General features: G+C 68.2%; 21 protein-coding genes and 1 pseudogene. 8 read left to right on the forward strand and 14 right to left on the reverse strand.

All coding sequences use genetic code 11. The annotated features are described in order from the left end of the window. Nucleotides 1-154: 154 nt before the first annotated feature. From ACCD11_RS03165 to ACCD11_RS03175, 3 genes and pseudogenes are all read right to left on the reverse strand, one after another. Nucleotides 155-469 (reverse strand): annotated as a pseudogene (locus ACCD11_RS03165) (RNA recognition motif domain-containing protein); the annotation flags it as partial. A gap of 181 nt (nt 470-650) precedes the next feature. After that, entirely contained in the window at nt 651-887 is a 237-nt protein-coding gene (locus ACCD11_RS03170) for a DUF3820 family protein (RefSeq protein WP_007835452.1), read from the reverse strand. A gap of 6 nt (nt 888-893) precedes the next feature. Continuing rightward, the gene (locus ACCD11_RS03175) at nt 894-1,268 is read right to left on the reverse strand and encodes a translation initiation factor Sui1 (protein ID WP_413312440.1); all 375 of its coding nucleotides are present in this window, start codon (nt 1,266-1,268) and stop codon (nt 894-896) included. A gap of 44 nt (nt 1,269-1,312) precedes the next feature. On the opposite strand from ACCD11_RS03175, the gene ACCD11_RS03180 reads away from it, so the two are divergent. Beyond that, nucleotides 1,313-2,590, forward strand: a complete 1,278-nt coding sequence (locus tag ACCD11_RS03180; protein ID WP_413312317.1) for a DEAD/DEAH box helicase — start codon at nt 1,313-1,315, stop codon at nt 2,588-2,590. Nucleotides 2,591-2,606: 16 nt separating this feature from the next. On the opposite strand, the gene ACCD11_RS03185 is transcribed toward ACCD11_RS03180, so the two are convergent. The 10 genes from ACCD11_RS03185 to argE all read right to left on the reverse strand — a co-directional run bounded on the left by ACCD11_RS03185 (nt 2,607) and on the right by argE (nt 15,623). Continuing rightward, on the reverse strand, nt 2,607-3,365 hold the full coding sequence (locus ACCD11_RS03185) for a slipin family protein (protein ID WP_413312318.1): 759 nt from the start codon (nt 3,363-3,365) through the stop codon (nt 2,607-2,609). Nucleotides 3,366-3,436: 71 nt separating this feature from the next. Next, complete coding sequence (locus ACCD11_RS03190) at nt 3,437-4,600, reverse strand: acyl-CoA dehydrogenase family protein (protein ID WP_413312319.1); 1,164 nt, start codon at nt 4,598-4,600, stop codon at nt 3,437-3,439. A gap of 7 nt (nt 4,601-4,607) precedes the next feature. After that, nucleotides 4,608-5,768, reverse strand: a complete 1,161-nt coding sequence (locus ACCD11_RS03195; protein WP_007835443.1) for an acyl-CoA dehydrogenase family protein — start codon at nt 5,766-5,768, stop codon at nt 4,608-4,610. Nucleotides 5,769-5,783: 15 nt separating this feature from the next. After that, nucleotides 5,784-6,698 (reverse strand): SDR family oxidoreductase, encoded by a 915-nt coding sequence (locus ACCD11_RS03200; protein ID WP_413312321.1) that lies wholly within the window; start codon nt 6,696-6,698, stop codon nt 5,784-5,786. Nucleotides 6,699-6,735: 37 nt separating this feature from the next. Beyond that, nucleotides 6,736-8,685 carry an acetyl-CoA carboxylase biotin carboxylase subunit gene (locus ACCD11_RS03205; protein ID WP_413312323.1) on the reverse strand — a complete coding sequence of 650 codons (1,950 nt, stop codon included), beginning with the start codon at nt 8,683-8,685 and terminating at the stop codon, nt 6,736-6,738. After that, nucleotides 8,682-10,292, reverse strand: a complete 1,611-nt coding sequence (locus ACCD11_RS03210) for an acyl-CoA carboxylase subunit beta (protein ID WP_413312325.1) — start codon at nt 10,290-10,292, stop codon at nt 8,682-8,684. The genes ACCD11_RS03205 and ACCD11_RS03210 overlap by 4 nt, the downstream gene beginning before the upstream one ends. A gap of 94 nt (nt 10,293-10,386) precedes the next feature. Further along, on the reverse strand, nt 10,387-11,160 hold the full coding sequence (locus ACCD11_RS03215; protein ID WP_007835438.1) for an MHYT domain-containing protein: 774 nt from the start codon (nt 11,158-11,160) through the stop codon (nt 10,387-10,389). 134 nt (nt 11,161-11,294) lie between these two features. Continuing rightward, a complete protein-coding gene (locus tag ACCD11_RS03220; RefSeq protein WP_413312327.1) occupies nt 11,295-12,947 on the reverse strand; it encodes a hypothetical protein in 1,653 nt (550 codons plus the stop codon). A gap of 118 nt (nt 12,948-13,065) precedes the next feature. Next, entirely contained in the window at nt 13,066-14,289 is a 1,224-nt protein-coding gene (locus ACCD11_RS03225; RefSeq protein ID WP_413312328.1) for a DUF445 domain-containing protein, read from the reverse strand. A 167-nt stretch (nt 14,290-14,456) separates the two neighbouring features. Then, a complete protein-coding gene (argE, locus tag ACCD11_RS03230) occupies nt 14,457-15,623 on the reverse strand; it encodes an acetylornithine deacetylase (RefSeq protein ID WP_413312330.1) in 1,167 nt (388 codons plus the stop codon). A 105-nt stretch (nt 15,624-15,728) separates the two neighbouring features. On the opposite strand from argE, the gene ACCD11_RS03235 reads away from it, so the two are divergent. The 4 genes from ACCD11_RS03235 (at nt 15,729) to ACCD11_RS03250 (ending at nt 19,817) form a co-directional block, all read left to right on the forward strand. Next, nucleotides 15,729-16,919, forward strand: coding sequence for a glycerophosphodiester phosphodiesterase (locus ACCD11_RS03235; protein ID WP_413312331.1), 1,191 nt, complete (start codon nt 15,729-15,731; stop codon nt 16,917-16,919). 20 nt (nt 16,920-16,939) lie between these two features. Further along, nucleotides 16,940-17,437: a deaminase gene (locus ACCD11_RS03240; protein WP_413312333.1), complete on the forward strand. Its 498-nt coding sequence runs from the start codon at nt 16,940-16,942 to the stop codon at nt 17,435-17,437. 75 nt (nt 17,438-17,512) lie between these two features. Continuing rightward, nucleotides 17,513-18,715 (forward strand): M20 aminoacylase family protein, encoded by a 1,203-nt coding sequence (locus tag ACCD11_RS03245; RefSeq protein ID WP_413312335.1) that lies wholly within the window; start codon nt 17,513-17,515, stop codon nt 18,713-18,715. A gap of 7 nt (nt 18,716-18,722) precedes the next feature. After that, entirely contained in the window at nt 18,723-19,817 is a 1,095-nt protein-coding gene (locus ACCD11_RS03250; protein WP_413312336.1) for a M14 family metallopeptidase, read from the forward strand. A 107-nt stretch (nt 19,818-19,924) separates the two neighbouring features. Here ACCD11_RS03250 and ACCD11_RS03255 read toward each other — a convergent pair whose 3' ends face one another. Then, nucleotides 19,925-21,052 (reverse strand): ABC transporter substrate-binding protein, encoded by a 1,128-nt coding sequence (locus ACCD11_RS03255; protein ID WP_413312337.1) that lies wholly within the window; start codon nt 21,050-21,052, stop codon nt 19,925-19,927. Between the two features lie 53 nt (nt 21,053-21,105). Here ACCD11_RS03255 and ACCD11_RS03260 point away from each other — a divergent pair, with 53 nt between their 5' ends. The 3 genes from ACCD11_RS03260 to ACCD11_RS03270 are packed head-to-tail and all read left to right on the forward strand — an operon-like array spanning nt 21,106 to nt 24,597. Then, nucleotides 21,106-23,169, forward strand: a complete 2,064-nt coding sequence (locus tag ACCD11_RS03260; protein ID WP_413312338.1) for a molybdopterin-dependent oxidoreductase — start codon at nt 21,106-21,108, stop codon at nt 23,167-23,169. Then, the gene (locus ACCD11_RS03265; protein ID WP_413312339.1) at nt 23,166-24,290 is read left to right on the forward strand and encodes an aminopeptidase; all 1,125 of its coding nucleotides are present in this window, start codon (nt 23,166-23,168) and stop codon (nt 24,288-24,290) included. Before ACCD11_RS03260 ends, ACCD11_RS03265 begins: the two co-directional genes overlap by 4 nt. Further along, nucleotides 24,283-24,597 carry a polyhydroxyalkanoic acid system family protein gene (locus tag ACCD11_RS03270; RefSeq protein WP_413312341.1) on the forward strand — a complete coding sequence of 105 codons (315 nt, stop codon included), beginning with the start codon at nt 24,283-24,285 and terminating at the stop codon, nt 24,595-24,597. The genes ACCD11_RS03265 and ACCD11_RS03270 overlap by 8 nt, the downstream gene beginning before the upstream one ends. Nucleotide 24,598 lies beyond the last annotated feature (1 nt).

Raw genomic sequence — 24,598 nt, forward strand, 5'->3', positions numbered from 1 at the left:
TGACTGTTGGCTGACCGCGGAGGTACGGACTATTGCTTACCGGGTTTTCATTAGGCCGAGCTGACCAAGGCGCTCGAGCCTGGCGCAGAAACGAAAAAAGCTCCCGAAGGAGCTTTTCATTCAGAAGCCCGAAGGCTCTGGAGGGAAGGGCTTAGTAGCCGCCGCGACCACCGCCGCCGCCACCGTAGCCGCCGCCACCACCGGTACGGGGGGGGCGGGCTTCCATCGGACGGGCTTCATTCACCGTCAGGGCGCGGCCCTGCAGCGAGTGGCCGTTCATGGCTTCGATGGCTGCCAGTGCTTCGGCATCCGAACCCATTTCGACAAAGCCGAAGCCCTTCGAACGGCCGGTGTCACGTTCCATCATGACCTTGGCGCTGACGATGGCGCCGAACTCGCCGAAGGCTTGTTCCAGATCGTTGTCACGCACGGAGTAGGCGAGGTTGCCTACGTAGAGTTTCTTGCCCATTGAGGGACTCCTAATTCAAACCAACAAGACAAAGCGATGGAGTCCCAGAATCACAACAAACAAAATGCGCTGTGGCGCGAAACTGACCGATCACCGAATTACGTGCACGGGAGACAAAGCTCACAGACACGTAAACCGGATTATCCGGCCCGATTTACAAAAAGCGTGGGGAAATCGTGTGTTATTGAGAAACATCTCGGCCCGATGGGCGGTTTCGCAACGGTTTCAGCAGGCCGGAGAGCCCGTTGTGGTCTATTTCATGCATCAGCGCGAGCAGCCGGCCAATTTCTCCTGAGGGAAAACCCTCGCGTGCAAACCAGGTCAGGTAATTTCCGGGCAGATCGGCAATCAGCGTGCCCTTGTGCTTGCCGAAAGGCATTTGGAGCGTCACCAGACGCTGCAGGTCTTCGGGTTGCATCGGTGCTCAGCCTCCCGCCCGCTTGACCGTGTGGCCCTGCTTCACGAGTGCGGCGATCACTGTTTCGCGGTGGTCGCCCTGGATCTCGATCACGCCGTCCTTCACCGTGCCGCCCGAGCCGCAGGCCGTTTTCAGCTGCTTGCCGAGCGCCGCCAGCGCCGCCGCATCGAGCGCCACGCCCTTGACGACGGTCACGCCCTTGCCCTTGCGTCCCTTGGTTTCGTGCGATACGCGGACAATGCCGTCCGTGGCCGGCAGGCGCGCCTTGAGCTCCTTGCAGCGGCACCGGGCCATGGGCTCGCCGCAGTCGGGGCACATGCGGCCGCCCGCTTCCGTGGAGTACACCAGGGCGCTGCCGGCCTGATTGCGCTGCTGTTTCATCGTCGACATCCGATCCGTCTTTCTTCTCTTCTGTGTCTGCTTACATGCCATTCGACTCACTGGGCCTGGCCCCCGCGCTCGTGCAGGCCGCCGCCGAAAGCGGCTATGCCGCGCCGACCGCCATCCAGGCCGCGGCCATCCCCGCGATTCTGCAAGGCCGCGACCTGCGGGGCTCGGCGCAGACCGGCTCCGGCAAGACCGCCGCATTTTCCCTGCCCCTGCTGCAGCGCCTGAGCGCCGAGCGCGCACAGGGCTCGCGCCGCGTGCGCGCGCTGGTGCTCGTGCCCACGCGCGAGCTCGCGGCCCAGGTGGGCGAGACCATGCGCAGCCTGGCGCAGCACCTGCCCGAGCGCCTGAAGATCGTCGTCGCCTTCGGCGGCGTGTCGATCAACCCGCAGATGATGAGCCTGCGCGGCGGCGCCGACATCGTCGTCGCCACGCCGGGCCGGCTGCTCGACCTCGTCGACCACAACGCGCTCAAGCTCGATGCCGTGTCGACGCTGGTGCTCGACGAGGCCGACCGCCTGTTCGACCTCGGCTTTGCCGAAGAGCTCGGCCGCATCCTCGCGCTCTTGCCGAAGCAGCGCCAGAACCTGCTGTTCTCCGCCACCTTCCCGAGCGCCATCCAGGCGCTGGCCGACGGCATGCTGCGCGATCCGGCCGTCGTCGACGTGCAGGGCGAGCCCGGCACCGAGCCGAACATCGTGCAGCGCGTGATCGAGGTCGACGCCATCCGCCGCACGCAGTTGCTGCGCCATCTGTTGAAGCAGCACGAAGGCGAATGGGATCGCGTGCTGGTCTTCGTCGCCACGCAGCATGCGGCGCAGACCGTGGCCGAGAAGCTCTACAAGAACGGCATCTACGCCGTGCCCTTCCACGGCGACATCGCGCAGGGCACGCGCACCGACATCCTTTCGCAGTTCAAGCAGAGCCGCTGGGACGTGGTGATCGCCACCGACCTCGCAGCGCGTGGCATCGACATCGCGCAGCTGCCCGTGGTCATCAACTACGACCTGCCGCGCTCGCCGATCGACTACATCCACCGCATCGGCCGCACCGGCCGCGCGGGCGAGAGCGGACTGGCGATCAGCTTCGTGAGCGCGGCCACCGAGGCGCACTTCCGGCTGATCGAGAAGCGACAGGGGCTGAGCCTGCCGCGCGAACGCGTCGAAGGCTTCGAGCCGACGGAGGTGGCAGTGCCCGTGGTCGATGCGTCGGGTACCGGCGGCGTCAAGGGCAAGCGGCCGAGCAAGAAGGACAAGCTGCGCGCGGCGGCCGCGCTTGCGGCTGCACGGGGCGAAACGCCCGAGAAGAACGACTGACCCAGTGCCGCGCAGGCTAGGAACGCTTGCCCAGGAAGCTCGTCAGCAGGTCCACCGGCAGCGGAAACACGATGGTCGTGTTCTTGTCCGCGCCGATCACCGTCAGCGTCTCCAGGTAGCGCAGCTGGATGGCCTGCGGCTCCTGCGCCAGCACGCGCGCGGCCTGGAACAGCTTTTCCGAGGCCTGCAGCTCGCCCTCGGCGTGGATCACCTTGGCGCGCCGTTCGCGTTCGGCCTCCGCCTGCCGCGCGATGGCGCGCACCATCGATTCGGTGAGGTCGATCTGCTTGATCTCCACGTTCGACACCTTGATGCCCCATGACGCCGTCTGCACGTCCAGCGACTCGCGCACGTCGAGGTTGAGCTTCTCGCGCTCGGCCAGCATGTCGTCGAGCTGGTGCTTGCCGAGCACCGAGCGCAGCGTGGTCTGGGCCAGCTGGCTGGTGGCGTTGAAGAAGTCCTTGACCTGGATGATGGCCTTCTCTGCGTCGACGATGCGGAAGTAGACGACCGCGCTGACCTTGACCGACACGTTGTCGCGCGAGATCACGTCCTGCGTCGGCACTTCGAGCACCACGGTGCGCAGGTCGACGCGCACCACCTGCTGGATGGCCGGTATCACGATCACCAGCCCAGGCCCAGAAACCTTGGAGAACCGTCCGAGTGTGAACACGATGCCGCGCTCGTATTCCCGGAAGATCCATATCGCGGAAAAGAGCAGCACCGCCAACAGGACAAGAATGACGGTGCCGATGCCGGAGGTGAGAGAGAGCATGTCGGGCTCCTGCGACCCAGCGAAAGCGCTGGCTCGTTGGACACCCGGCGCGCGGCGGCGTTCCCTGGCGCCTACCAGCCCATCTGCCTGGCCGCCAGTTCCTTCATGATCTCCTCGGCCCCGCCGCCGATCATCATCACCTTCACCTCGCGGTAGATGCGCTCGCTCACCGTGCCGCGCATGAAGCCCATGCCGCCGAGGATCTGCACCGCCTGGTCGGCGCAGAACTGCATGGTCTGCGTCGCATGGTTCTTCAGCATGCAGACCTGCGCGACCCATTCGGGTGCGTTGAAGCGCCCGGCCGCTTCGTGCGCGTCGCCTTCGGCCGAAACCGCCTCGATCCACGCCTCGGTGGAGGCGATGCGCATCTGCATGTCGACCAGCTTGTGGCGCACCGCCTGGTGCTCGATGAGCGCGGCACCGAATGTCCTGCGATCGCGCGCCCAGGCCAGCGCCTCGTCGAGGCAGGCTTGCGAGAAGCCGAGTGCGCCCGCCGCGAGCCCGATGCGCTCGCCGTTGAAGTTGCCCATGACCATGCGGAAGCCCGCGCCTTCGTTGCCGAGCAGGTAGCGCGCCGGCACGCGCACGTTGTCGAAGTGCAGCGTCGCGGTGTCGGAGCACAGCCAGCCCATCTTCGCGAGGCGCGTGCGCGAAAGGCCGGGCGCATCGCCGGGCACGAGGAGCATCGAGATGCCGCTCGCGCCGTGCCCTTCGCCGGTGCGCACGGCCACCGTGATCCAGTCGGCGCGCATGCCTGAGGTGATGAAGGTCTTCTCGCCGTTCACCACATAGTGATCGCCGTCGCGCCTTGCCATGGTGCGCAGCGCGGCCACGTCGGAGCCGCCGCCGGGCTCGGTGATGGCGAGCGCGGCAATCTTCTCGCCGCGCAGCACCGGCGGCACGACCTCGCGGCGCACCGCATCGCTCGCATGCAGCACCACGGGCGGCAATCCGATGTTGTGCGAGAACAGGCTTGCGAGCACACCGCCGCTCTTGCCGTGGCGCGCCAGTGCGATCCATGCGGGCAGCTTGAGCGAATACGAAGCGGGCGTACCGCCCAGGTCTTCGGGGTAGCCCAGTCCGAGCAATCCCAGTTCGGCGGCGCGTGCATAGAGCGCGCGCGGAAACTCGCCCGCGTCATCCCAGGCCTGCACGTTCGGCGCGATCTCGCTTTCGGCAAGGCGCCGCACCGTGTCGGCGAGCGCCGCGCGGTCGGCTTGCAGTTCGGCGTCCATGGGCGCCTCAGCCGCGCGGCGGCCGCTTCGCGATGCCCATCGTCTTTGCGAGGATGCCGAGCATGACCTCGTCCGCGCCACCGCCGATGGAGCCGAGCCGGCCGTCGCGGTACAGGCGCGAGACGCGGTTCTCGAGCGTGAAGCCCATGCCGCCCCAGAACTGCAGGCAGGTGTCGGCCACCTGCCGCGTGAGGCGGCCGGTTTTGAGCTTGGCCATCGACGCGAGCTCGAGCACGTCCTCGCCCTGCACATGCAGGTCGCAGGCACGGTAGGTCAGCGCGCGCAGCGCTTCCACCTCGGTCTTGAGTTCGGCCAGCTTGAACTGCACCCACTGCTGGTCGGCCAGCGTGGCGCCGAACATGTGGCGCTGCTGCGCCCACTCGATGGTCTGCGCGATGCAGTCTTCCATCGGCTCCAGCGAACTCGCGGCGGCCCACAGGCGCTCTTCCTGGAACTGCTGCATCTGGTAGACGAAGCCCTGGCCTTCCTCGCCGATGCGAAAGCGTTGCGGCACACGCACGTTGTCGAAGTAGATGAGCCCGGTGTCGCTCGAGTTCATGCCGATCTTGCGGATCTTCTTCGCCTTCTCGATGCCGGGGCTGTCCATCGGCACCATCACGAGCGACTTGTTGCGGTGAACCGGTCCGTCGCTGGTGTTGACCAGCATGCACATCCAGTCGGCCTGCAGGCTGTTGGTGATCCACATCTTCTGGCCGCTGATGAGGTAATCGTCGCCGTCCTTGCGCGCGTGGCTCTTGAGGCCCGCCACATCGCTGCCCGCGCCGGGCTCGCTCACGCCGATGCAGCCGACCGTGTCGCCGGCGATGGCGGGCACGAGGAATTCGTGGCGCAGTTCGTCGCTGCCGAAGCGCGCGAGCGCGGGCGTGCACATGTCAGTCTGCACGCCGATGGCCATCGGCACGCCGCCGCAACTCACGTGGCCGAGCGCCTCGGCCATCGCCATCGCATACGAGTAGTCGAGCCCCGCGCCGCCGAAGGCCTCGGGCTTGTTCAGCCCCAGCATGCCCAGGTTGCCGAGCTTCTTGAAGACCTCGTGCGCGGGGAAGATCTCTGCCTCTTCCCATTCGTCCACGTGCGGGTTGATCTCTTCGTCGATGAAGCGGCGCAGGGTCTTCTGGATCTCGAGGTGTTCGTGGGTGTACTGCATGTCGCTTGTCTCCAATCAGTCGTTGGGCTCGTCGTTCCGGAACACGCGCGGCGTCTGTGCGAGGTGAAAGCCGTCGAAAGGCCTCACCGCCGCGCGCTGCTGTGTCTGCGCATCGGGAATCTCCATTGGCCAGCCCATGCGCACCTGCGGCCGCGCGCCGTCCACGCGCAGCACGCTGCCGCTGATGAAGCTGGCAGCGGGGCTCAGCAGGAATGCGATGGCGGCGGAGGTCTCGGCCTCGTTGCCGAAACGGCCCGCTGGCACGGTGTTGCGCATGGCGCGCAACATGCCGCCGGCCTCGGGCGGGTAATGGTCCATGCCGCTGGACGCGATGTAGCCCGGCGCCACCGCGTTCACGCGCACGCCGCTCGCGGCCCATTCGAGCGCGGCGGTCTCGGTGAAGCTCACCATGCCGGCGCGCGCCGCGCCGCTGTGGCCCATGTTGGGCATCGAGCCCCAGATATCGGCCACGATGTTGACGATGGCGCCGCCGTTGGCCTGCATGCTTTGCACGTAGCACTCGCGCGCGACCAGGAAGCCGCCCGTGAGGTTGGTGTGGATCACCGCCTCCCAACCCTTGGCCGTGATCGCGGCGAGCGGCGTGATGTACTGGCCGCCCGCGTTGTTCACCAGGCCGTCGATGCGGCCGTGGGTGGAAATGACAGCGGCGATGGCCGCGCACACCGCTTCCTCCTGCCGGATGTCGAAGGCCTGCGTGGTTGCCTTGCCGCCGCTGGCTTCGATCTCGGCCTTCACCTGCTCGAGCTTCTCGGGCTTGCGGCCGACCAGCACCACCTGCGCGCCGAGCGCGGCAAGCTCGTGCGCGGTGCAGCGGCCGATGCCGGAGCCGCCGCCGGTGACAACGATGACCTGTCCGTCGAACAGGCCGGGCGCGAAGACGGAACGGTAGCGGGAGGAGGGGGCGTTCATGCGAATGACCTTCGGAAATTGGTAGGAGCCGTCGCCGTCATGCGTCCGCGACCTGCGCGACCACATGGCGCGCGGCCACCTGCGCGCCCACCGCGACATGCAGGGCGACGCGGCCGGCGCGCGGCGCGCAATGGACGTGCTCCATCTTCATCGCCTCGAGCGTGACCAGCGGCTGGCCCGCAGCGACCGCATCGCCTTCGGCCACGAGCAGCGCGATCACCCGGCCGTTCATGGAGGCGCGCAGCAGGCCGTCGCTGTCGGTGCCGTCGGTGCGCGCCACCGCGACGTGCGTGAGGTTCTCCAATCGGAACGACTGGCCGCGAAAGTGGAAATCCACGCGTTCGGCTTGCCGCGCGACGAACGCCTGCTCGGCCAGCCCGCCGCACGAGAAGCGCAGGCCGCCGTCGCCAGGCAGTGCGAGCAATGCGAGCTGCACGGGGGCTGCGCCGTCCAGTGCGATGTCGAATCGGCCGGCACCACGCGGTGTCACGCGGGCCGCACGCACCACGCCGTCGAGCGAGAAGCGCAGGGAATTGGGAAGCTTGTGCGCCAGCGGCGAGGGCCGGCCGCGCTCGCCCAGTTGCAGCAACAGCGCCGCCAGCAATGCAGCGCGGGTTTCGTTGACGGCATCCGCGGCAAGCAGCGATTCGAGGTGATCGCCGATGAAGGCGGTCGTTGCCGCGCCGCTCGCGAACACATCGTGCGACAGTGCACGCTGCAGCAGTTGCTGGTTGGTCGAGAGGCCGAGCGCCACCGTGTCCTGCAGGCCCGCGGCCAGCCGCTGCCGGGCTTCCTCGCGCGTGCGGCCGTGCGCCACGAGCTTGGCAATCATCGAGTCGTAGAAGGGCGGCACGGCGGCACCGTCGCGCAAGGCGTGTTCGGTGCGCAGCGCGGGCGAAGGCCGCCATGCCGCGAGCGCACCACTTTGCGGCAGGAAGCCCTGCCGTGGGTCTTCGGCGCACAGACGCACCTCGATGGCGTGGCCGGCGATGCGCACGTCCTGCTGCGTCAAGGGCAGGGGCTCACCGGCCGCGACGCGCAATTGCAGCTCGACCAGGTCGAGGCCCGTCACTGCTTCGGTCACCGGGTGCTCCACCTGCAGGCGCGTGTTCATTTCCATGAACCAGTACTGGCCCTCTGCATCGAGCAGAAATTCCAATGTGCCCGCGCCTTCGTAGGCGATGGCTTTCGCCGCCGCGACGGCGGTCGCGCCCATGCGTTCGCGCAGCGCGTCGGACACGGCCGGCGAGGGCGCTTCCTCGATCACCTTCTGGTGCCGCCGCTGCACCGAGCAGTCGCGTTCGCCGAGGTGGATGACGTTGCCGTGCCGGTCGGCGAACACCTGGATCTCGATGTGGCGCGGCGCGATGATGGCGCGCTCCAAGATCACGGTGGCATCGCCGAAGGCATTGAGCGCTTCGGATTGCGCGCTGTGCAACTGCTCGGCGAAGTTGGCCGCCGAGGTGACGAGCCGCATGCCGCGCCCGCCGCCGCCCGCGGTCGCCTTGATCATCACGGGCCAGCCGATGCGCGCCGCCTCGGCCGCGAGCTTTTCCGTGCGCTGGTCTTCGCCCTGGTAGCCCGGAATGCATGGCACGCCCGCCGCCTGCATCAGCCGCTTGGCGCCGGCCTTGTCGCCCATCGCGCGGATGGCTTCGGGCGATGGCCCGATGAAGACCAGCCCCGCATCGCCGCAGGCCTGTGCGAATGCCGCGTTCTCCGCGAGGAAGCCGTAGCCTGGGTGCACCGCATCGGCGCCGCTCGCATGCGCGGCCTCGACGATCGCGGCGATGTTCAGGTAGCTCTGCGCGGGCAGCGACTCGCCGATCCACACCGCCTCGTCGGCCTGCCGCACGTGTTCAGCATCCGCGTCGGCGCTCGAATACACGGCCACCGTGCGGCAGCCCATGGCGCGCGCGGTGCGCATCACGCGCGCCGCGATCTCGCCGCGGTTCGCGATCAGGATCTTGTGGAACGCGCTGCTCATGGCCGTGCCACCGAGAACTGCATGGCCTGCGGCACGCGCGCATCGGCATCGCGGCACACGGAAAGAACTTCGGCCAGCACTGCGCGCGTGTCGCGTGGATCGATCACGCCGTCGTCCAGCAGCAGCGCGCTGGTCGTGAACACGCTCATCTGGCTCTCGAAGCGCTCGACGACCTGCTGCTGCATCGCCTCGATCTTCGCGTGATCGACCGCGCCCTTTCTTGCCATGCCGGCCTCCATCACGATGGCCATGGTCTTCGCCGCCTGCTCTCCGCCCATCACCGCGGTGCGCGCGTTGGGCCACGAGAAGCAGAAGCGCGGCGCGAAGCCGCGGCCGCACATGCCGTAGTTGCCGGCGCCGTACGAGGCGCCGCAATGCAGCGTGATCTGCGGCACCGTCGCGCTGGTCACGGCCTGGATCATCTTCGCGCCATGCTTGATGATGCCGGCCTCCTCGTGCGCGCGGCCCACCATGTAGCCCGTGATGTTCTGCAGGTAGACGATGGGCGTGCGCGACTGGCAGCAGGCCTGGATGAAGTGCGTGGCCTTGGTCGCGCCGTCGGAGTCGATGGGGCCGTTGTTGGTGACGATGCCCACCGCATGCCCTTCGAGCCGGATGTGGCCGCAGACGGTGGCGCTGCCGTAGTGCTCGCTGAACGCCAGGAACTCGGAGCCGTCGGCGATGCGCGCGATGACCTCGCGCATGTCCACCGGCCGGCGGCCGTCGCTCGGCATGATGCCGAGCAGGTCTTCGGCGTCGTAGCGCGGCGGCGCGAACCGGCGCGGCTCTTCGTCGCGCGCCCAGTCGATGCCGCCGAGGATGGCGCGCGCGATGCGGATGGCGTCGCGGTCGTCTTCCGCCAGGTAGTCGCCCAGGCCCGAGATGTGGGTGTGCATCACGGCGCCGCCCAGCTCTTCTTCGCTCGCGATCTCGCCGGTGGCCGCCCTCAGCAGCGGCGGCCCCGCGAGAAAGGCCCGCGTGCGGTCGCGCACCATCACGATGTAGTCGGACAGCCCGGTCTGGTAGGCGCCGCCCGCGGTCGAGGAGCCGTGCGTCACCGTCACCACCGGCAGCCCCGCGGCCGACAGCCGCGCGAGGTTGCGGAAGATGTTGCCGCCGCGCACGAAGTCCTGCACGCGGTATTGCATGAGGTTGGCGCCGGCGCTTTCCACCAGCTGCACGTAGGGCAGCTTGTTCTCGAACGCGATCTCCTGCACGCGCAGCTGCTTGTCCAGGCCCATGGGCTGCAGCGCACCGGCATCGATGCCCGAGTCGGAGGCGCTGACCATGCAGCGCACGCCCGACACCTGGCCGATGCCGGAGATCAGGCCGCCGCCCGGCACGCTCCTGGCCAGATCGGGCTCGTCATGCCCCAGCCCCGCGAGCGAGGCCAGCGGCAGGAAGGGCGCGCCCGTGTCGAGCAGCAGCGCGATGCGTTCGCGCGGCAGCAGCTGCCCGCGCTTGGCAAAGCGCTCGGCCGAGGCGCCGGAGGCTGCGACGGCGCGGGCCTCGTGTGCGCGCACTTGGTCGAGCAGCGCGAGCATGTCGGTGCGGTTGGCCTGGAAGGTGTCGCTGGCCGCTTGCAGCCGGGATTCGATGACTGGCATGTGGAGTCTGTGCAGGTCGCTTGTTTTCGCTCTGCACCGACTCTAGGGGGCGGGCGCCGCCCCCGCTTGCGCTTACTGGCTGGCCGCAGGGAGGTCAGCTTGCGCGGGCGCGCCGCGCGGCCACCGGGGCGTCGAGGCTGCTGCCGGTGACCACCCAGTAGATGAAGATCAGCACCGCGCCGGCCGTGCCGAACACCGTGAGGCCCATGTAGCTGCCGCCGATGGCCAGCGCGTCAGTGGGCGCCGTGGCGATGCACACCATGCTGGCCGCGCTCATGCCCACGTAGTGCATGGTGCAGACCGCCACGCCCATCACCACGGCCGCCGCAACCTTGTGTGTGAACTTGCGCAGGTTGAACGCCAGCCACAGGGCCGCCCCGGCGGCGGTGACGGCGATCAGCACCGACAGCCCGACCCTCGTCAGGTCGAAGTCCATCGAGGCGCGCATGTTCATCGCGAACATGCCCATGTAGTGCATCACGCAGACACCGATGCCGGCCAGCAGGCTGCCGCCGAGCCACCCCGATTTGCTGAACTTGCGCCGTCCGCCGGCCATGTAGAGGGCAATGCCGGAGATCAGGATGGCCGCCACCAGCGACACCACCGTGAGCGGCATGTTGTACGAGATGGCCACCGGCAGGCGGTACGCCAGCATGCCGATGAAGTGCATCGACCAGATGCCGATGCCGCCCAGCGCCACTGCTGCGCAGGCCACGACGGCGAGGTTGGGTTTGCCGTCCGCCCCGACCATGCGGCCGGCGCAGATGAGGGCCACCAGCGAGCCCGCGAAAGAAATGACGAACGAAAGCGCGACCATGCCCAGTGCGTACTCGGGCGACAGAAGTTGGCCTGTGACGAGCGGTGTCATGCGATGTCCCTTTCAAGAAAAGAGCGCCTCGCGGACTCCCGACCACCGGATGCGATCGGGACGCTGCAAGACGTCCCGCGCAGTCTGTAATATTTGTTTTTAAAAGTAAATCAAAATCTAAACTTTTCGTTACGCTACCTTACGGGCCGAATTCGATATATCGCATTGTTGCGATCGGCAGCCATGTAGATCGTGCCGTCGCGGCCCACTGCAACGCCTGTCACCACATAGGGCGGGGGCAGTCCCGGCCCGGGCGCGAGGCCGATCGGCAGGTTCTCGGCGACCGTCCGGCGCGTGCCGTTCACGGGGTCGATTTCCACCAGCCGGCGCGCCGCGCTCTCTGCCACGATGAAGCTGCCCCACGGCGTTTGCGCCAGCCCCTCGGGCAGCGCCAGCCCGTCGGCCACGGTGCGCAGCGGCGCACTGGCGTCCAGCGGAATGCGCAAGAGCTTGCCGGCCGCCTCGGTCACGTAGAGCGCGCCGTCTCGGCCGACGACCATCTGCACCGGGCCGTTCAAGCCGCTAGCAAGCACTGACTTTTCGGAGAACTTCGGCCCACTCGCGCGGGTGATGCTGCCGGTGGCGATCTCGGCGTAGATCACGCTGCCGTCGGGCATGGGGATGGCGTCGAACGGCGCTTTCAGGCCGTGAATGGTTTCGACGGTCTTCAGCGTCTGGCGGTCGACCAGCTGCACCGTGCCCGTGAACCATGAGCTCAGCGCGAAGAGCCTGGCCGAAAGCCCGACCGCGAACGGATAGTCGAGGTCGGGGTCGCGCTGCATGCGGAACACGTCGCGCACCTCGCCGGTGCGCACGTCGACCTGGCGAAAGCCGAAGACGTCGGCCACCCAGAGGTCGTTGCCGTCGATCTTCATGCCGGCCGGCACGGCCAACTTGCCGCTGGTGAGCGTGCGCAGGTCACCGGTGGCGGGGTTGAAGGCCTGCACCTCGTTGTTCGCCATGTTGGAGACGTAGATGGTTCCGTCCGGCGCGATGGCGAGGTTGTCGAGCGAGGGCCGCAGCTGTTTCGCGACGGTCTTGCGGCCGGTGGCGAGGTCCACCCGCACCAGCTCGCCGCTGCGCGCATCGACCACCCAGAGGTTGCCCTTGCCGTCGAGGTTGGCGGCGGCCGGGATCTTGAAGCCATCGGCGATCACGGTCATGGCGCCGTTCGCCGGGTCGATCTTCACGACCTGGCCCTTGAACCAGAGCGGCCCGTAGAGCATGCCGTCGGACCCCACCTCGAAGCCGTTGAAGCCGCCCATGTCCTTCTTGATGAGCCGCGGCGGCTTCTGGCCTTCGCGGTCGATCTCCCACAGCGCGTCGCCCAGGAACACCTGCGAGGCGTAGAGCCTGCCGTTGCGGCGGTCGAAGTCGAGCGAGTTGAGGCCGGGCAGGTCCTTGGCGAGCACGCGCATGGGCGCGGCGTCGCTCTCGCGGTAGCGCAGCATGCCCATGAGGTAGTTGGTCCAGGCCAGCTCGCCCTTCGGGCCGACGGCGATGTCGTCGGCCTGGCCCTCGGGCGCGTCGATCAGCACCTTGGCTGCGCCGGTGCTGCGGTCGACCTCCCACAGCGTGTTGCCGAGCACCGAGCCGGCGAGCAGCCGGCCCTTGGCGTCGATGGCCAGCCCATGCACCCCCGCGAAGGACGACGGGGCGACCAGCGCCTCGGGCGGGCCCCAGGAAGCGGGCCGCGTGGCCGATGGCGGCGCGAGGCTGCCGCAGGCGCCCAGCAGGGCGAGGGTGGCGGTCAGCGCGAGGGCGCCGAGGCTGCTTCGACGGGGCATGGTGCGTGTCTCCTCTGGTTGATCGATGCGCGAAACAGTCTAGGAGGCGGGAGGGGCCGCGGGGTCTCTCCGGAGACAGGATGCGGACTTTCGTCCGCTGTGGATTACCCGGGGCCGCTCAGCCGCGCAGCAGCTGCGTGACCGTGTGGATCAGCAGTCCCACGAGCCCGCCCACCAGCGTGCCGTTGATGCGGATGAACTGCAGGTCGCGCCCGATGTGGCGCTCCAGCTCGAGCGTCATTTCCTGAGCGTTCCACTCGCCCACGCGTTCCTCGATGTAGCGGCGGATGTCTTCTCGGTAGCGCTCGATGGCCAGCGGCGCGGCCGCCTCGATCTGCTCGTTGATCCAGCGGCGGATGGCCTCGTCGCCCTGCAGCCGCGTGCCCAGCGCGGCGGCCATCGAGGCGATGCGCCGGCGGATGGTCGAGTCGCCGCGGCCCAGGTCGTCGTGCAGCCACGCCAGCAGCTCGCCCCACAGGCCATGCAGGTAGTCGCCCAGGGCCGGGTGCGCGACGAGCTCGGCGCGGATCTGCTCGCCGCGCTGCTGGAACTCGGGGTCGAGCTTCAGGCGCACCACGAAGTCGTCGACGAAGTGATCGAAGCGCCTGCGCATCGGATGGTCGGGCTCGGCCGCCAGCTCGCCGATGGTGCGCGCCACGGCTGCGACGATCTTGCGCGTGGCCAGCTTGGCGGCCACCTGGTCGAGGCCGACGTAGCGCAGCGTCTTGATCTCGCGCGCGATGGCCTCGGTGATGTGCGCCTGCACCTCGTCGCCTTCGAGCAGGCCGGCCACCTGCTGCAGCACGTCGTCGAGCAGGGCCTGGTGGCGCCCGCCGGCGGTGAGCGCGTCGAGCGCCTGGCCGGTGAGGCGCGAGAGATCGATCTTCTCGAGGCCCGCCGCGGCGGCGCGCCCCAGGAAGTCGCGCACCCGCTCGTCGTCGAAGGCCGAGAGCCCGTAGCGCGCGGCGGCCACGCCCCATTCGCCGAGCTTCTCGCCGCTCGCGGGCCGGGCCAGCCAGTCGGCGATGCGCCCGGCCGCATCGAATTCCCGCAGCTTGCCGAGCACCTGCCCGGTGCTCAGGAAGTTGTCGCAGATGAAGCCCGCGAGCTTGGCGCCGATGCGGTCCTTGTTGCTCGGGATGATGGCGGTGTGCGGAATCGGCAGGCTCAACGGATGGCGAAACAGCGCCACCACCGCGAACCAGTCGGCAATGGCGCCGACCATCGCGGCTTCGGAGAAGGCGGCGACGTAGCCCCACGCCGGGTGCTGCGCATGCAGTGCACTGGCCACTGCGTAGAGCACGGCGGCGCCGCACAGCAGGCCGAGGGCGACGCGCTTCATGCGCTGCAGTGGGGTGCTGCTTTCGGTCAATTCAAGCCCGTCAGTCTTTCGTCGCACAGCCGCGATGCTCCGGGGTGCGTGCACAGGGCACCGGGTACCCCCCTCCGCGAATGTCCCCCGTCGGCGTGAGCGCGCCCCGAACGACGCCCCGGAAAGCAATGCCCATCTCAGCCGATGGCAGAAGAAGAAGCCAGCCGCTCCATGAACAGCTCGCAGCGCGCCAGCTGCTCGAGGCTCACGTACTCGTCGGGCTGGTGCGCCTGCTCGATGCTGCCCGGACCGCACACCACCGTGGGGATGCCGGCGTTCTTGAACAGGCCCGCTTCGGTGCCGAAGGCCACCAGCGTGGTGCGATCCTCGCTTGCCAGGCGCTGCGCCAGCAGCGTGACGGGGTCGTTGGCAGAGCCCAGGAAGCTCGGGATCTCGCAGATGGTCTCGAAGCTGAAGCCCGCATCGGGCGCCACCTTCTTCATCGCGGGCTCGATGCTGCCCGCGTAGGCCACCACGTCGGCCTGCATGCGCTTCGCATCGGCGGTCGGCAGGTCGCGGAACTCGTAGCGGAACTCGGCGTCGCGCGGCACCACGTTGTCGGCGATGCCGCCGTGGAACTGGCCCACGCTCGCGGTACTGAATGGCACGTCGAAGCCCTCGTAGCGCGGCTCGCTGCGCTCGAAGCCTTCCGCCATGTCGCGCACCTTGCCGATCACGCGCGCCGCCATCTCGATGGCATTGACCGACTTCGGCGTGAGCGACGAATGCGCCTCCTTGCCGCGCACGCAGCACTTGTAGCGGTAGACGCCCTTGTGCGCGATGGCGGGCACCATGCTGGTGGGTTCGCCCACGATGCAGGCCAGCGGCTTGATGTTGGCTTCGCGCATGTCGGCGATGAGTTCCTTCACGCCGAAGCAGCCGATCTCTTCCTCGTAGCTGAATGCGAAGTGCACCGCGAAGGGCGAGTCGCTTCCCAAAAAGCGCTTCGCGTTCGACAGCGCGATGGCGATGAAGCTCTTCATGTCGGCCGAGCCGCGGCCGTACAGCCGCTCGTCGCGCACCACGGCGGAGAGCGGGTCGACGCTCCAGTCCTGCCCGTCCCACGGCACCGTGTCGGTGTGGCCCGAGACGATCACGCCGGCCGGCTTGCCTTCGCCCAGCGTGGCGAACAGGTTCGCCTTGGTGCGCTCGGCGTTGTAGGTGATGCGGCTCTTGACGCCCAGGGCCGCGAGGTGGCTCTGCGCGAAGTCGATCAGTTGGAGGTTGCTGTTGGCACTGACGGTGTTCATGCGCACCAGGGTCTGGGCCAGCAGCAGGCTTTGGGGGGAAAGCGTATGGAGCATGCAACACATTCTCCAGGAAGTCGGCGCCGCGCGAGCGTGGGTGCCGAAGCTGTCACGCGAAGCGGTTACCCTGCGCCTCTTCATTCGGACGGAGAAACCACGACCATGCGCACCCTTCAGATCGCCCTGACCGCCACAGCCGCCCTTTGCGTGGCAGCCTGCAGCAGCACCGGACCCTCCAGCAACAAGCTGCTGACGCTCGACGGCAACCCGCCGCTGGTCATCGCCCACCGCGGCGCATCGGGCTATCTGCCGGAAGAAACGCTCGAAGCCTATGCGCGCGCCATCGAACTCGGCGCCGACGTGATCGAGATGGACCTGGTCTCCACCAAGGACGGCGTGCTCATCGCCCGCCACGACCCCAACCTCGCCATCAGCACCGACGTGGCCAAGCACCCCCGCTTCGCTTCGCGCAAGAAGACCATCAAGGTCGACGGCGAGACCCAGACCGGCTGGTTCAGCAACGACTTCACGCTGGCCGAGATCAAGACCCTGGGGGGCATCTCCACCGATGCCGAGCGCCCGCAGGAGTTCAACGGCAAGTACAAGATCCCGACCTTCCAGGAGATCATCGATTTCGCCAAGGCGAAGTCGAAGGAAACCGGCCGCACCATCGCCATCTACCCCGAGACGAAGAACCCGACCTACTTCCGCGACCTGGGCCTGCCGCTGGAAGACAAGGTCATCGCGGCCATCAACGCCGCCGGCTGGAACAGCAAGACCGCGCCGATCTACGTGCAGTCGTTCGAGCCGGGCAGCCTGAAGTACATGAAGAGCAAGGGCCTGAACACGAAGATCGTTCAGCTGATCGACGGCGACAGCGTCGACCTGAAGACCGGCGCGGTGACCTTCGCCGTGCCCAGCGACCGCCCCTACGACTGGACCAAGGCCGGCGACAAGCGCAACTTCGACGCCATGGTCACGCCCGCGGGCCTGGCCGAGATCAAGACGTATGCCGACGGCATCGGCCCCTGGAAGCGCTACATCGTGAGCATCAAGGGCACCATCGGCGCCGACGGCAAGCCGGTGGACGTCAACAAGGACGGCAAGATCAACGACGCCGACGCCACCTCCACGGCGCCCACCTCGCTGATCGCCGACGCGCACAAGGCGGGCCTGTTCGTGCACCCCTTCACCTTCCGCAACGAGTCGCGCCGCCTGGCCTCCGACTACAACAAGGACGGCAAGAACGAATACGGCGTGTACTACAAGCTCGGCGTGGACGGTGTGTTCACCGACTTCACCGACACTGCGCTGGCCGCGCGCGCCGACTACCTGAAGAGCATCGGCCGCTGAACGCGGGGCGTCGTCCAGACATGAGCGCCGACCTGTCCCCGCGCGACCTCGAACTGCTTCGCATGGCCATCCGGCTGTCGGACGAATCGAAGGCGCGTGGGCGCCATCCCTTTGCCGCGCTGGTGGCGAACGAGCACGGCGAAGTCGTGGCCACCGCGGGCAACAACTCGATGCCGCCCGAGGGCGACCCCACGCAGCATGCCGAGCTGGCGGCAGCGGCGCAGGCCGCGCGCCTGCTTACGCCCGGGCAGCTGGAGCGCTGCACGCTGTACACCAGCGCCGAGCCCTGCTGCATGTGCGCGGGCGCCATCTACTGGACGAACATCGGGCGGGTGGTCTACGCGCTGTCCGAGCACGCGCTGCTCGGCCTGACCGGCGACCATCCCGAGAACCCGACCTTCTCGCTGCCCTGCCGCGAGGTCTTCGCGCGCGGGCAGCGGCGCGTCGAGGTGGTGGGGCCGCTGCTGGAGGAAGAAGCCTCCGCGCCGCACATCGGCTTCTGGACCGCCGGGCACTGAATACCGGATAACGAGGCTTTGCGGGTGCCTCGAAACGCCGGAGTGGATAGACTGGCGTTTTGAGACGACCACGCCATGAAACTCATCGACTCGCTCGTCACGCAGGCCGCCGGCATCGCCGCCGTCCGACGTGACCTCCACGCCCATCCCGAACTCTGCTTCGAAGAAGTCCGCACCGCCGACGTGGTGGCAGGCAAGCTCACCGAATGGGGCATTCCCATCCACCGCGGCCTGGGCACCACCGGGGTGGTGGGCATCGTGAAGAACGGCACCAGCAGCCGCGCCGTGGGCCTGCGCGCCGACATGGACGCGCTGCCCGTCACCGAGCTCAACACCTTCGCCCACGCCAGCAAGCACCACGGCAAGATGCACGCCTGCGGGCACGACGGCCACACCGCCATGCTGCTGGCGGCCGCGCAGCACCTGGCGAAGCACCGCAACTTCGACGGCACCGTGTACCTGATCTTCCAGCCGGCCGAAGAGGGCGGCGGCGGTGCCCGCGAAATGATCAAGGAAGGGCTGTTCGAGCAGTTCCCCATGGACGCCGTCTTCGGCATGCACAACTGGCCCGGCATGAAGGCCGGCCAGTTCGCCGTGAGCCCCGGTCCGGTGATGGCCTCGGGCAACAAGTTCTTCGTCAACGTGATCGGCAAGGGCGGCCACGCCGCGCTGCCGCAGACCGGCATCGACCCGGTGCCGATCGCCTGCGAGATCGTGCAGGCCTTCCAGACCATCCTCACGCGCAAGATGAAGCCGACCGATTCGGCCGTCATCTCCGTCACTACCATCCACGCCGGCGAAGCCAACAACGTGATTCCGGACAACTGCGAGCTGTCGGGCACGGTGCGCACCTTCTCGATCGAGGTGCTCGACATGATCGAGGCGCGCATGAAGCAGATCTGCGACCACATCTGCGCGGCGCACGACGCCACCTGCGACTTCCGTTTCGAGCGCTACTACCCGCCCACCGTCAACACCGAGGCCGAGGCCGACTTCGCGCGCCGCGTGATGGGCGGCATCGTCGGCCCCGAGAACGTGCTGAAGCAGGAGGCCGCCATGACCTCGGAAGACTTCGCCTTCATGCTCCAGGCCAAGCCGGGCGCGTACGCCTTCATCGGCAACGGCGACGGCACGCACCGCGACGTGCACCACGGCGAAGGCCCGTGCACCCTGCACAACGCGAGCTACGACTTCAACGACGATCTCATCCCGCTGGGTGCCACCTGCTGGGTGCAGATCGCCGAGCAGTTCCTCAAGCCCGGCGGCGCAAGCGCCTGATCGCCACATGATCGGAATCGCCGAAGCCTTCTCGCCGCGCTATGCCCAGGCGCGCCAGAAGTTCCTGCAGGGTTGCGTGAGTGCCGGCCTCTCGGTCGAGCCGCATGCGCATCCGCTCAAGGGGCGCGACGGCGAAGACCTGTCGATGGACGTCGCGCTCGACGGCGACGCGAACGCGCAGAACCTGCTGATCGTCACCAGCGCCTGCCACGGCGTCGAGGGCCACTGCGGCAGCGGCGTGCAGGTGTTCGCGCTGCACGACGCCGAATGGCGCGAGAAGGCGAAGGCGCAGGGCGTGGCGGTGCTGTATGTGCACGCGCTCAATCCGCACGGCTTTTCGCACGGCCGTCGCGTGACGCACGAGAACGTCGACCTGAACCGCAATTTCATCGATTTCTCGAAGCCGGTGCCGGTCAACGAGGCCTACGCCAAGCTGCACGAGCTGCTGCTGCCCGCCACCTGGCCGCCCACCCCCGAGAACCAGGCGGCGGTCGCCAAGTGGATCGAGAAGCACGGCGCCACTGCCTTCCAGGCGGCAGTGACCAGCGGGCAGTACCAGTTCGACGACGGCCTGTTCTTCGGCGGCAGGGCGCCGACCTGGAGCAACAAGACGATTCGCAGCGTGCTGAAGCGCCATGCGGGCAATGCTCGGCGCATCGCCTGGATCGACCTGCACACGGGGCTCGGCCCCAACGGGCTGGGCGAACGCATCTTCGCCGGCCGCGACGACAAGGCCGCCTATGCTCGCGCCAATGCATGGTGGGGCACGCCGGCCGCGCCCGTCACCTCGATCTACGACGGTTCTTCGACATCGGCGCTGCTGCGCGGGATGATGTGGGATTCGGCGTACGAGGAATGCCCGCAGGCCGAGTACACCGGCATCGCGCTCGAATACGGCACGCTGCCGATGCTCGAAGTGACCGGCGCCCTGCGCGCCGACCACTGGCTGCACAAGCATCCCGAGGCGCCGGCCGATCTGGCCGACGGCATCCGCGCGCGGATGCTCGAGGCGTTCTATACCGACACCGATGCCTGGCGCGGGCAGATCGTCAGCCAGGCTCGGCAGGCGATGTTCCAGGCTGTGGATGGCCTGACGGCCTGACCCACTCCCCGGGGCTTCGCGCACTTCGTGTCACTACGCCAACCCCCTCAAGGGGGCAATACCTGCGGCCCGGCAAAGCCGGTCCCGCGGTATTCCACGAAAGAAGTTCAGGTCCTGACGCGGCCGTCGCCCGTCAGCATCGACAGCTCGACGAACTTCGAGCCCACGTGGTTCTTGGCCGAGAACGACACCTCGAAGCCGCCGAACTGCTGGCGGTCGATGCTTTCGAGCCCTGCGATCAGGCTCTCGCGCGTGGGCTTGCCCGGCGCCTTGCGCAGGCCCTCGGTCAGCACCTTCGCGGCCAGGTAGCCTTCCATGCTCGAAAAATTGGCGCTCGCGCCGCCGCCGGCCTTGCGCACCGCGTCGGTGAACTCGCGCGCCAGCGCATTGGCCGCGTTGTAGGGCGAGGGCACCACCTGCGTCACCATCACGCCGGCCGCATCCTTGCCCAACTCGTCCGCCAGCGCCTGCGTGCCAACGAAAGACATGTTGAAGAAAGTGCCGCCGTAGCCCGCCTTGCGCGCCTCGCGGATGAAGGCCGCGCAAGCCTTGTACGCGCCAACCTGCACCACCGCGTCGGGCCGGGCCGCCACCAGGGTCTTCACTGCCTGCGCCACGTCGGCCGAGTTGCGCTCCACCGTGGCCAGCGCCACCGGCTTGAGCTGCTGTTCGCCGAGCGCGAGCGTCACGCCGTCGAGCCCGGCCTTGCCGTAGGCGTCGTTCTGGTAGAAGACCGCGATCTTCTTCAGGCCCAGGTGCGTGAGCTGCTTCACCATCAGCGCGGTCTCGTCGTTGTACGAGGCGCGCAGGTGGAACACGTTCTTCTGGAAAGGCTCGCGCAGCGACATCGCGCCGGTGAGCGGTGCGATGAACGGCACCTTGTCCTTCACCGCCAGCGGCAGCGCGGCCAGGCTGGTCGGCGTGCCGACGTAGCCGAAGAGGGCGAACACGTCCTCTTCGATCAGCTTCTGCGTGTTGGCGGCGCAGCGCTCGGGCTCGTAGCCGTCGTCGAGGTTCTTGATCACCACGTCGCGGCGGCCCGGCTGGGCGTTGTAGGCATCCAGGAACAGCTTGGCGCCCTGGTTGAACTGGATGCCCAGCTGCGCCGCCGGCCCGGTGAACGGCGCCGACTGGCCCAGCACCAGCGGCGTGTCGCCCTGCGCCCGCGCAATGCCGAAGCCACCCAGCGTGGCGGCCGCGCCAGCGGCCAGGGAAAAACGTCGTCGATTCATCATGTCCAAAACCCACTCCTGCGCTCTGTCTCGCGCACACAAATTAGACTCGCCCGATGGCCCACGCATCGGATACCTTGCTCGAAGAAGCACCTTCCCAACCCGCATCGACCGCCGTGCTGGGCGCCTGCCCTCACGATTGCCCGGACACATGCGCACTCGTCACCACCGTCAGGGACGGCGTGGCCGTGAAGCTGCAGGGCAACCCCGCCCATTCGCACACGGGCGGGGTGCTGTGCACCAAGGTGTCGCGCTACATCGAGCGCAACGACCATGCGGAACGGCTGATACAGCCCCTGAAGCGTGTCGGCCCCAAGGGAAGCGGCCAGTTCGAGCCGGTGAGCTGGGACGCCGCCCTGGACGACATCGCCGCGAATCTTCGAGCATTACAGGGAAAACCCGAAGCTATTGTCCCCTATAGCTATGCGGGCACCATGGGGCTGGTGCAGGGCGAGTCGATGGACCGGCGCTTCTTCCACAAACTGGGCGCCACCCTGCTGGACCGCACCATCTGCTCGATGGCCGGCGGCGAGGCCATGGTCCACACCCTGGGCGCCAAGGTCGGCATGCGCATCGAGTTCTTCGCCGAGGCGAAGCTGATCCTGATCTGGGGCAGCAACTCCATTGCCAGCAACCTGCATTTCTGGCGCCACGCCCAGGCCGCCAAGCGCGCCGGCGCGCGGCTGGTGTGCATCGACCCGCGCAGCACCGAAACCGCCGACAAGTGCGACGAGCACATCGCGCTGCTGCCCGGCACCGACGCCGCGCTGGCGCTGGCCCTGATGCACGAGCTGATCGTGCACGACTGGCTCGACCACGACTACATCGCCAACCACACGCTGGGTTGGGAGCAGCTGCGCGAGCGCGCGCTGCAATGGCCGCCGTCGCGCGCGGCCCAGGTCTGCGGCATTCCCGAAGAACAGATCGTATCGCTGGCCAGGGCTTACGGCACCACCAAGCCGGCCGCCATCCGCCTGAACTACGGCATGCAGCGCGTGCGCGGCGGCGGCAACGCGGCGCGCGCCGTCGCGTGCCTGCCGGCGCTGGTGGGGGCCTGGCGCGACCGCGCCGGCGGCCTGCTGCTGAGCAGCTCGGGCCACTACCCGGTCGACCGCGCCGCGCTGCAGCGCCCCGACCTGCTGGCCGGGCGCAAGCCGCGCACCATCAACATGAGCACCATCGGCGACGCGCTGCTGGACACCGCCAACCCGGTGAAGGCCATCGTGGTCTACAACAGCAACCCGGTGGCGGTGGCGCCCGAGTCGGCCAAGGTGGCGGCGGGCTTCGCGCGCGAAGACCTGTTCACCGTGGTGCTGGAGCAGTTCCGCACCGACACTGCCGACTATGCCGACTACCTGCTGCCCGCCACCACGCAGCTGGAGCACTGGGACATCCACTGCAGCTACGGCCACACCGACGTGCTGCTGAACCGGCCGGCCGTGGCGCCGCGCGGCGAGGCCCGCAGCAACGCCTGGGTGTTCCGCGAGCTGGCGCGCCGCATGGGTTTCGACGAGCCCTGCTTCTCCGACGACGACGAGACGTTGTGCCGCACCGCCTTCGCCGGGAACACCATCGACTTTCCCGAGCTGCTGGCGCAGGGCTTCACCAGCTTGAAGCTGCCCGAGGCGCCGTTTGCCGATGGCAAATTCCCCACGCCCTCGGGCCGCTGCGAATTCTTCAGCGCGCGACTCGAGGCCATGGGCATCGACGGCCTGCCCGATCACGTGCCCAACTGGGAGCCGGCCGGCAGCTCGACCGAATTCCCGCTGGCCATGATCTCGCCGCCGGCGCGCAACTTCCTCAACTCGACCTTCGTCAACGTGACCAGCCTGCGCGCCATCGAGGTCGAGCCGCTGCTCGAGATCCACGAGGCCGATGCCGCCGCGCGCGGCATCGAGGACGGCGCGATGGTGCGTGTGTTCAACAAGCGCGGCGAACACCGCTGCCGCGCAGAAGTCTCGCGCCGCGCGCGGCAGGGCGTGGTGCATGGCATGGGCATCTGGTGGCGCAAGTTCGGCGTGGACGGCACCAACGTCAACGAACTGACGAGCCAGCGCCTGACCGACATCGGCCGGGGGCCCACCTTCTACGACTGCCTCGTCGAGGTCGAGAAGGCGTGAGGCCCCTGCGCGCTCTCGCGCTGGCCGGCTCGCTGTTCCTGGCCGGCTGTGCCGACCTCGGCTACTACTGGCAGTCCGCCAGTGGCCACATCGGCATCATGCGGGCCGCCAGGCCCGTGCCCGAATGGCTGGCCGATCCGGCCGTGTCCGCGCCGCTGAAGGCCAAGCTCGAACTCGCCCAGCGCATCCGCCGCTTCGCTTCCAGCGAACTCGGCCTGCCCGACAACGCCAGCTACAAGTCGTACGCCGACCTGCACCGCCGCGCCGCCGTGTGGAACGTGGTGGCCGCGCCGCCGTACTCGCTCACGCTCAAGAGCTGGTGCTTCCCGGTCGCGGGCTGCGTGGGTTACCGCGGCTACTACAGCGAGGATGCGGCCAATGCCGAAGCCGAGGCGCAGAAGAAGCAGGAGCTGGAAACGGCCGTGTACCCGGTGCCCGCGTACTCCACGCTGGGCTGGATGAACTGGGCCGGCGGCGATCCGCTGCTGTCCACCTTCATCGGCTACCCCGAGGGCGAGCTTGCGCGCATCGTGTTCCACGAGCTGGCGCACCAGGTGCTCTACGTGTCCGGCGACACGGTGTTCAACGAGTCGTACGCCACCGCGGTCGAGCGCATCGGCGGGGCGCTGTGGCTGCAGCGCGAGGCCGGCGAGCCGGCGCGGCGCGAGTACGCGCAGTTCGACGCGCAGCGCCAGGAATTCCGCGCGCTGGCGCTCGACACGCGCCGCGCGCTGAACCGCATCTACGAATCGCCCGAAGCCAAAGCCGGGGACCGGACCAGGGTCGACGCCATGAAACGGGCCGCCATGGCCGATTTCCACGAACGCTATGCGAAGCTGAAGGCGGGCTGGACCGGTCCGCGCCAGAACGCCTACGACGCCTGGGTGGCGCGCGCCAACAACGCAGCTTTCGGTGCGCAGGCCGCCTACGACGACCTCGTGCCCGGCTTCGAGAAACTCTTCGAGCGCGAAGGCCGCGACTGGCCGCGCTTCTACACTGCGGTCCGGCGCATTGCCGCGCTGCCGACCGACGCGGAACGCCGCAGTGCGCTTCAGTCGGCGACCGGCATCCTGCAGACCCATTCCAGCCCGGAACACAAAAACGGAGACCACGGTGCCTGACATCCATATCGAACGCAACCACACGCTGGGCATTGCCGGGGCGCGCGCCGTCGCGCACAAATGGATCGCACAGGTCGAGCAGGAGTTCGGCCTCGAATGCGTCTACACCCAGGGCGACGGCCGCGACGTGGCGACCTTCACCCGCGCGGGCATCGACGGCACGGTCGAAGTCACGGAGAGCACCTTCACGCTCGACGCGACGCTGGGCTTCCTGTTCAGCAGCTTCAGCGAAATGATCGAGCAGAAAATCACGCGCAGCCTCGACGCAATGCTCCAGTCTCACCGGGGCCGCAGCCGCCTCGCCTGAC

It is taken from the genome of Variovorax sp. Varisp36 (genome assembly GCF_047304235.1).
Taxonomy (GTDB): domain Bacteria; phylum Pseudomonadota; class Gammaproteobacteria; order Burkholderiales; family Burkholderiaceae_C; genus Variovorax.

Coding starts and splice junctions, on each gene's coding strand:
- ACCD11_RS03200 (WP_413312321.1), bottom strand. CDS start 6,698: ATGAACGCCCCCTCCTCCCGCTACCGTTCCGTCTTCGCGCCCGGCCTG.
- ACCD11_RS03260 (WP_413312338.1), top strand. CDS start 21,106: ATGGCCCACGCATCGGATACCTTGCTCGAAGAAGCACCTTCCCAACCC.
- ACCD11_RS03170 (WP_007835452.1), bottom strand. CDS start 887: ATGCAACCCGAAGACCTGCAGCGTCTGGTGACGCTCCAAATGCCTTTC.
- ACCD11_RS03185 (WP_413312318.1), bottom strand. CDS start 3,365: ATGCTCTCTCTCACCTCCGGCATCGGCACCGTCATTCTTGTCCTGTTG.
- ACCD11_RS03205 (WP_413312323.1), bottom strand. CDS start 8,685: ATGAGCAGCGCGTTCCACAAGATCCTGATCGCGAACCGCGGCGAGATC.
- ACCD11_RS03255 (WP_413312337.1), bottom strand. CDS start 21,052: ATGATGAATCGACGACGTTTTTCCCTGGCCGCTGGCGCGGCCGCCACG.
- ACCD11_RS03180 (WP_413312317.1), top strand. CDS start 1,313: ATGCCATTCGACTCACTGGGCCTGGCCCCCGCGCTCGTGCAGGCCGCC.
- ACCD11_RS03225 (WP_413312328.1), bottom strand. CDS start 14,289: ATGAAGCGCGTCGCCCTCGGCCTGCTGTGCGGCGCCGCCGTGCTCTAC.
- ACCD11_RS03195 (WP_007835443.1), bottom strand. CDS start 5,768: ATGCAGTACACCCACGAACACCTCGAGATCCAGAAGACCCTGCGCCGC.
- argE (WP_413312330.1), bottom strand. CDS start 15,623: ATGCTCCATACGCTTTCCCCCCAAAGCCTGCTGCTGGCCCAGACCCTG.
- ACCD11_RS03215 (WP_007835438.1), bottom strand. CDS start 11,160: ATGACACCGCTCGTCACAGGCCAACTTCTGTCGCCCGAGTACGCACTG.
- ACCD11_RS03210 (WP_413312325.1), bottom strand. CDS start 10,292: ATGCCAGTCATCGAATCCCGGCTGCAAGCGGCCAGCGACACCTTCCAG.
- ACCD11_RS03250 (WP_413312336.1), top strand. CDS start 18,723: ATGATCGGAATCGCCGAAGCCTTCTCGCCGCGCTATGCCCAGGCGCGC.
- ACCD11_RS03245 (WP_413312335.1), top strand. CDS start 17,513: ATGAAACTCATCGACTCGCTCGTCACGCAGGCCGCCGGCATCGCCGCC.
- ACCD11_RS03190 (WP_413312319.1), bottom strand. CDS start 4,600: ATGGACGCCGAACTGCAAGCCGACCGCGCGGCGCTCGCCGACACGGTG.
- ACCD11_RS03175 (WP_413312440.1), bottom strand. CDS start 1,268: ATGAAACAGCAGCGCAATCAGGCCGGCAGCGCCCTGGTGTACTCCACG.
- ACCD11_RS03235 (WP_413312331.1), top strand. CDS start 15,729: ATGCGCACCCTTCAGATCGCCCTGACCGCCACAGCCGCCCTTTGCGTG.
- ACCD11_RS03240 (WP_413312333.1), top strand. CDS start 16,940: ATGAGCGCCGACCTGTCCCCGCGCGACCTCGAACTGCTTCGCATGGCC.
- ACCD11_RS03220 (WP_413312327.1), bottom strand. CDS start 12,947: ATGCCCCGTCGAAGCAGCCTCGGCGCCCTCGCGCTGACCGCCACCCTC.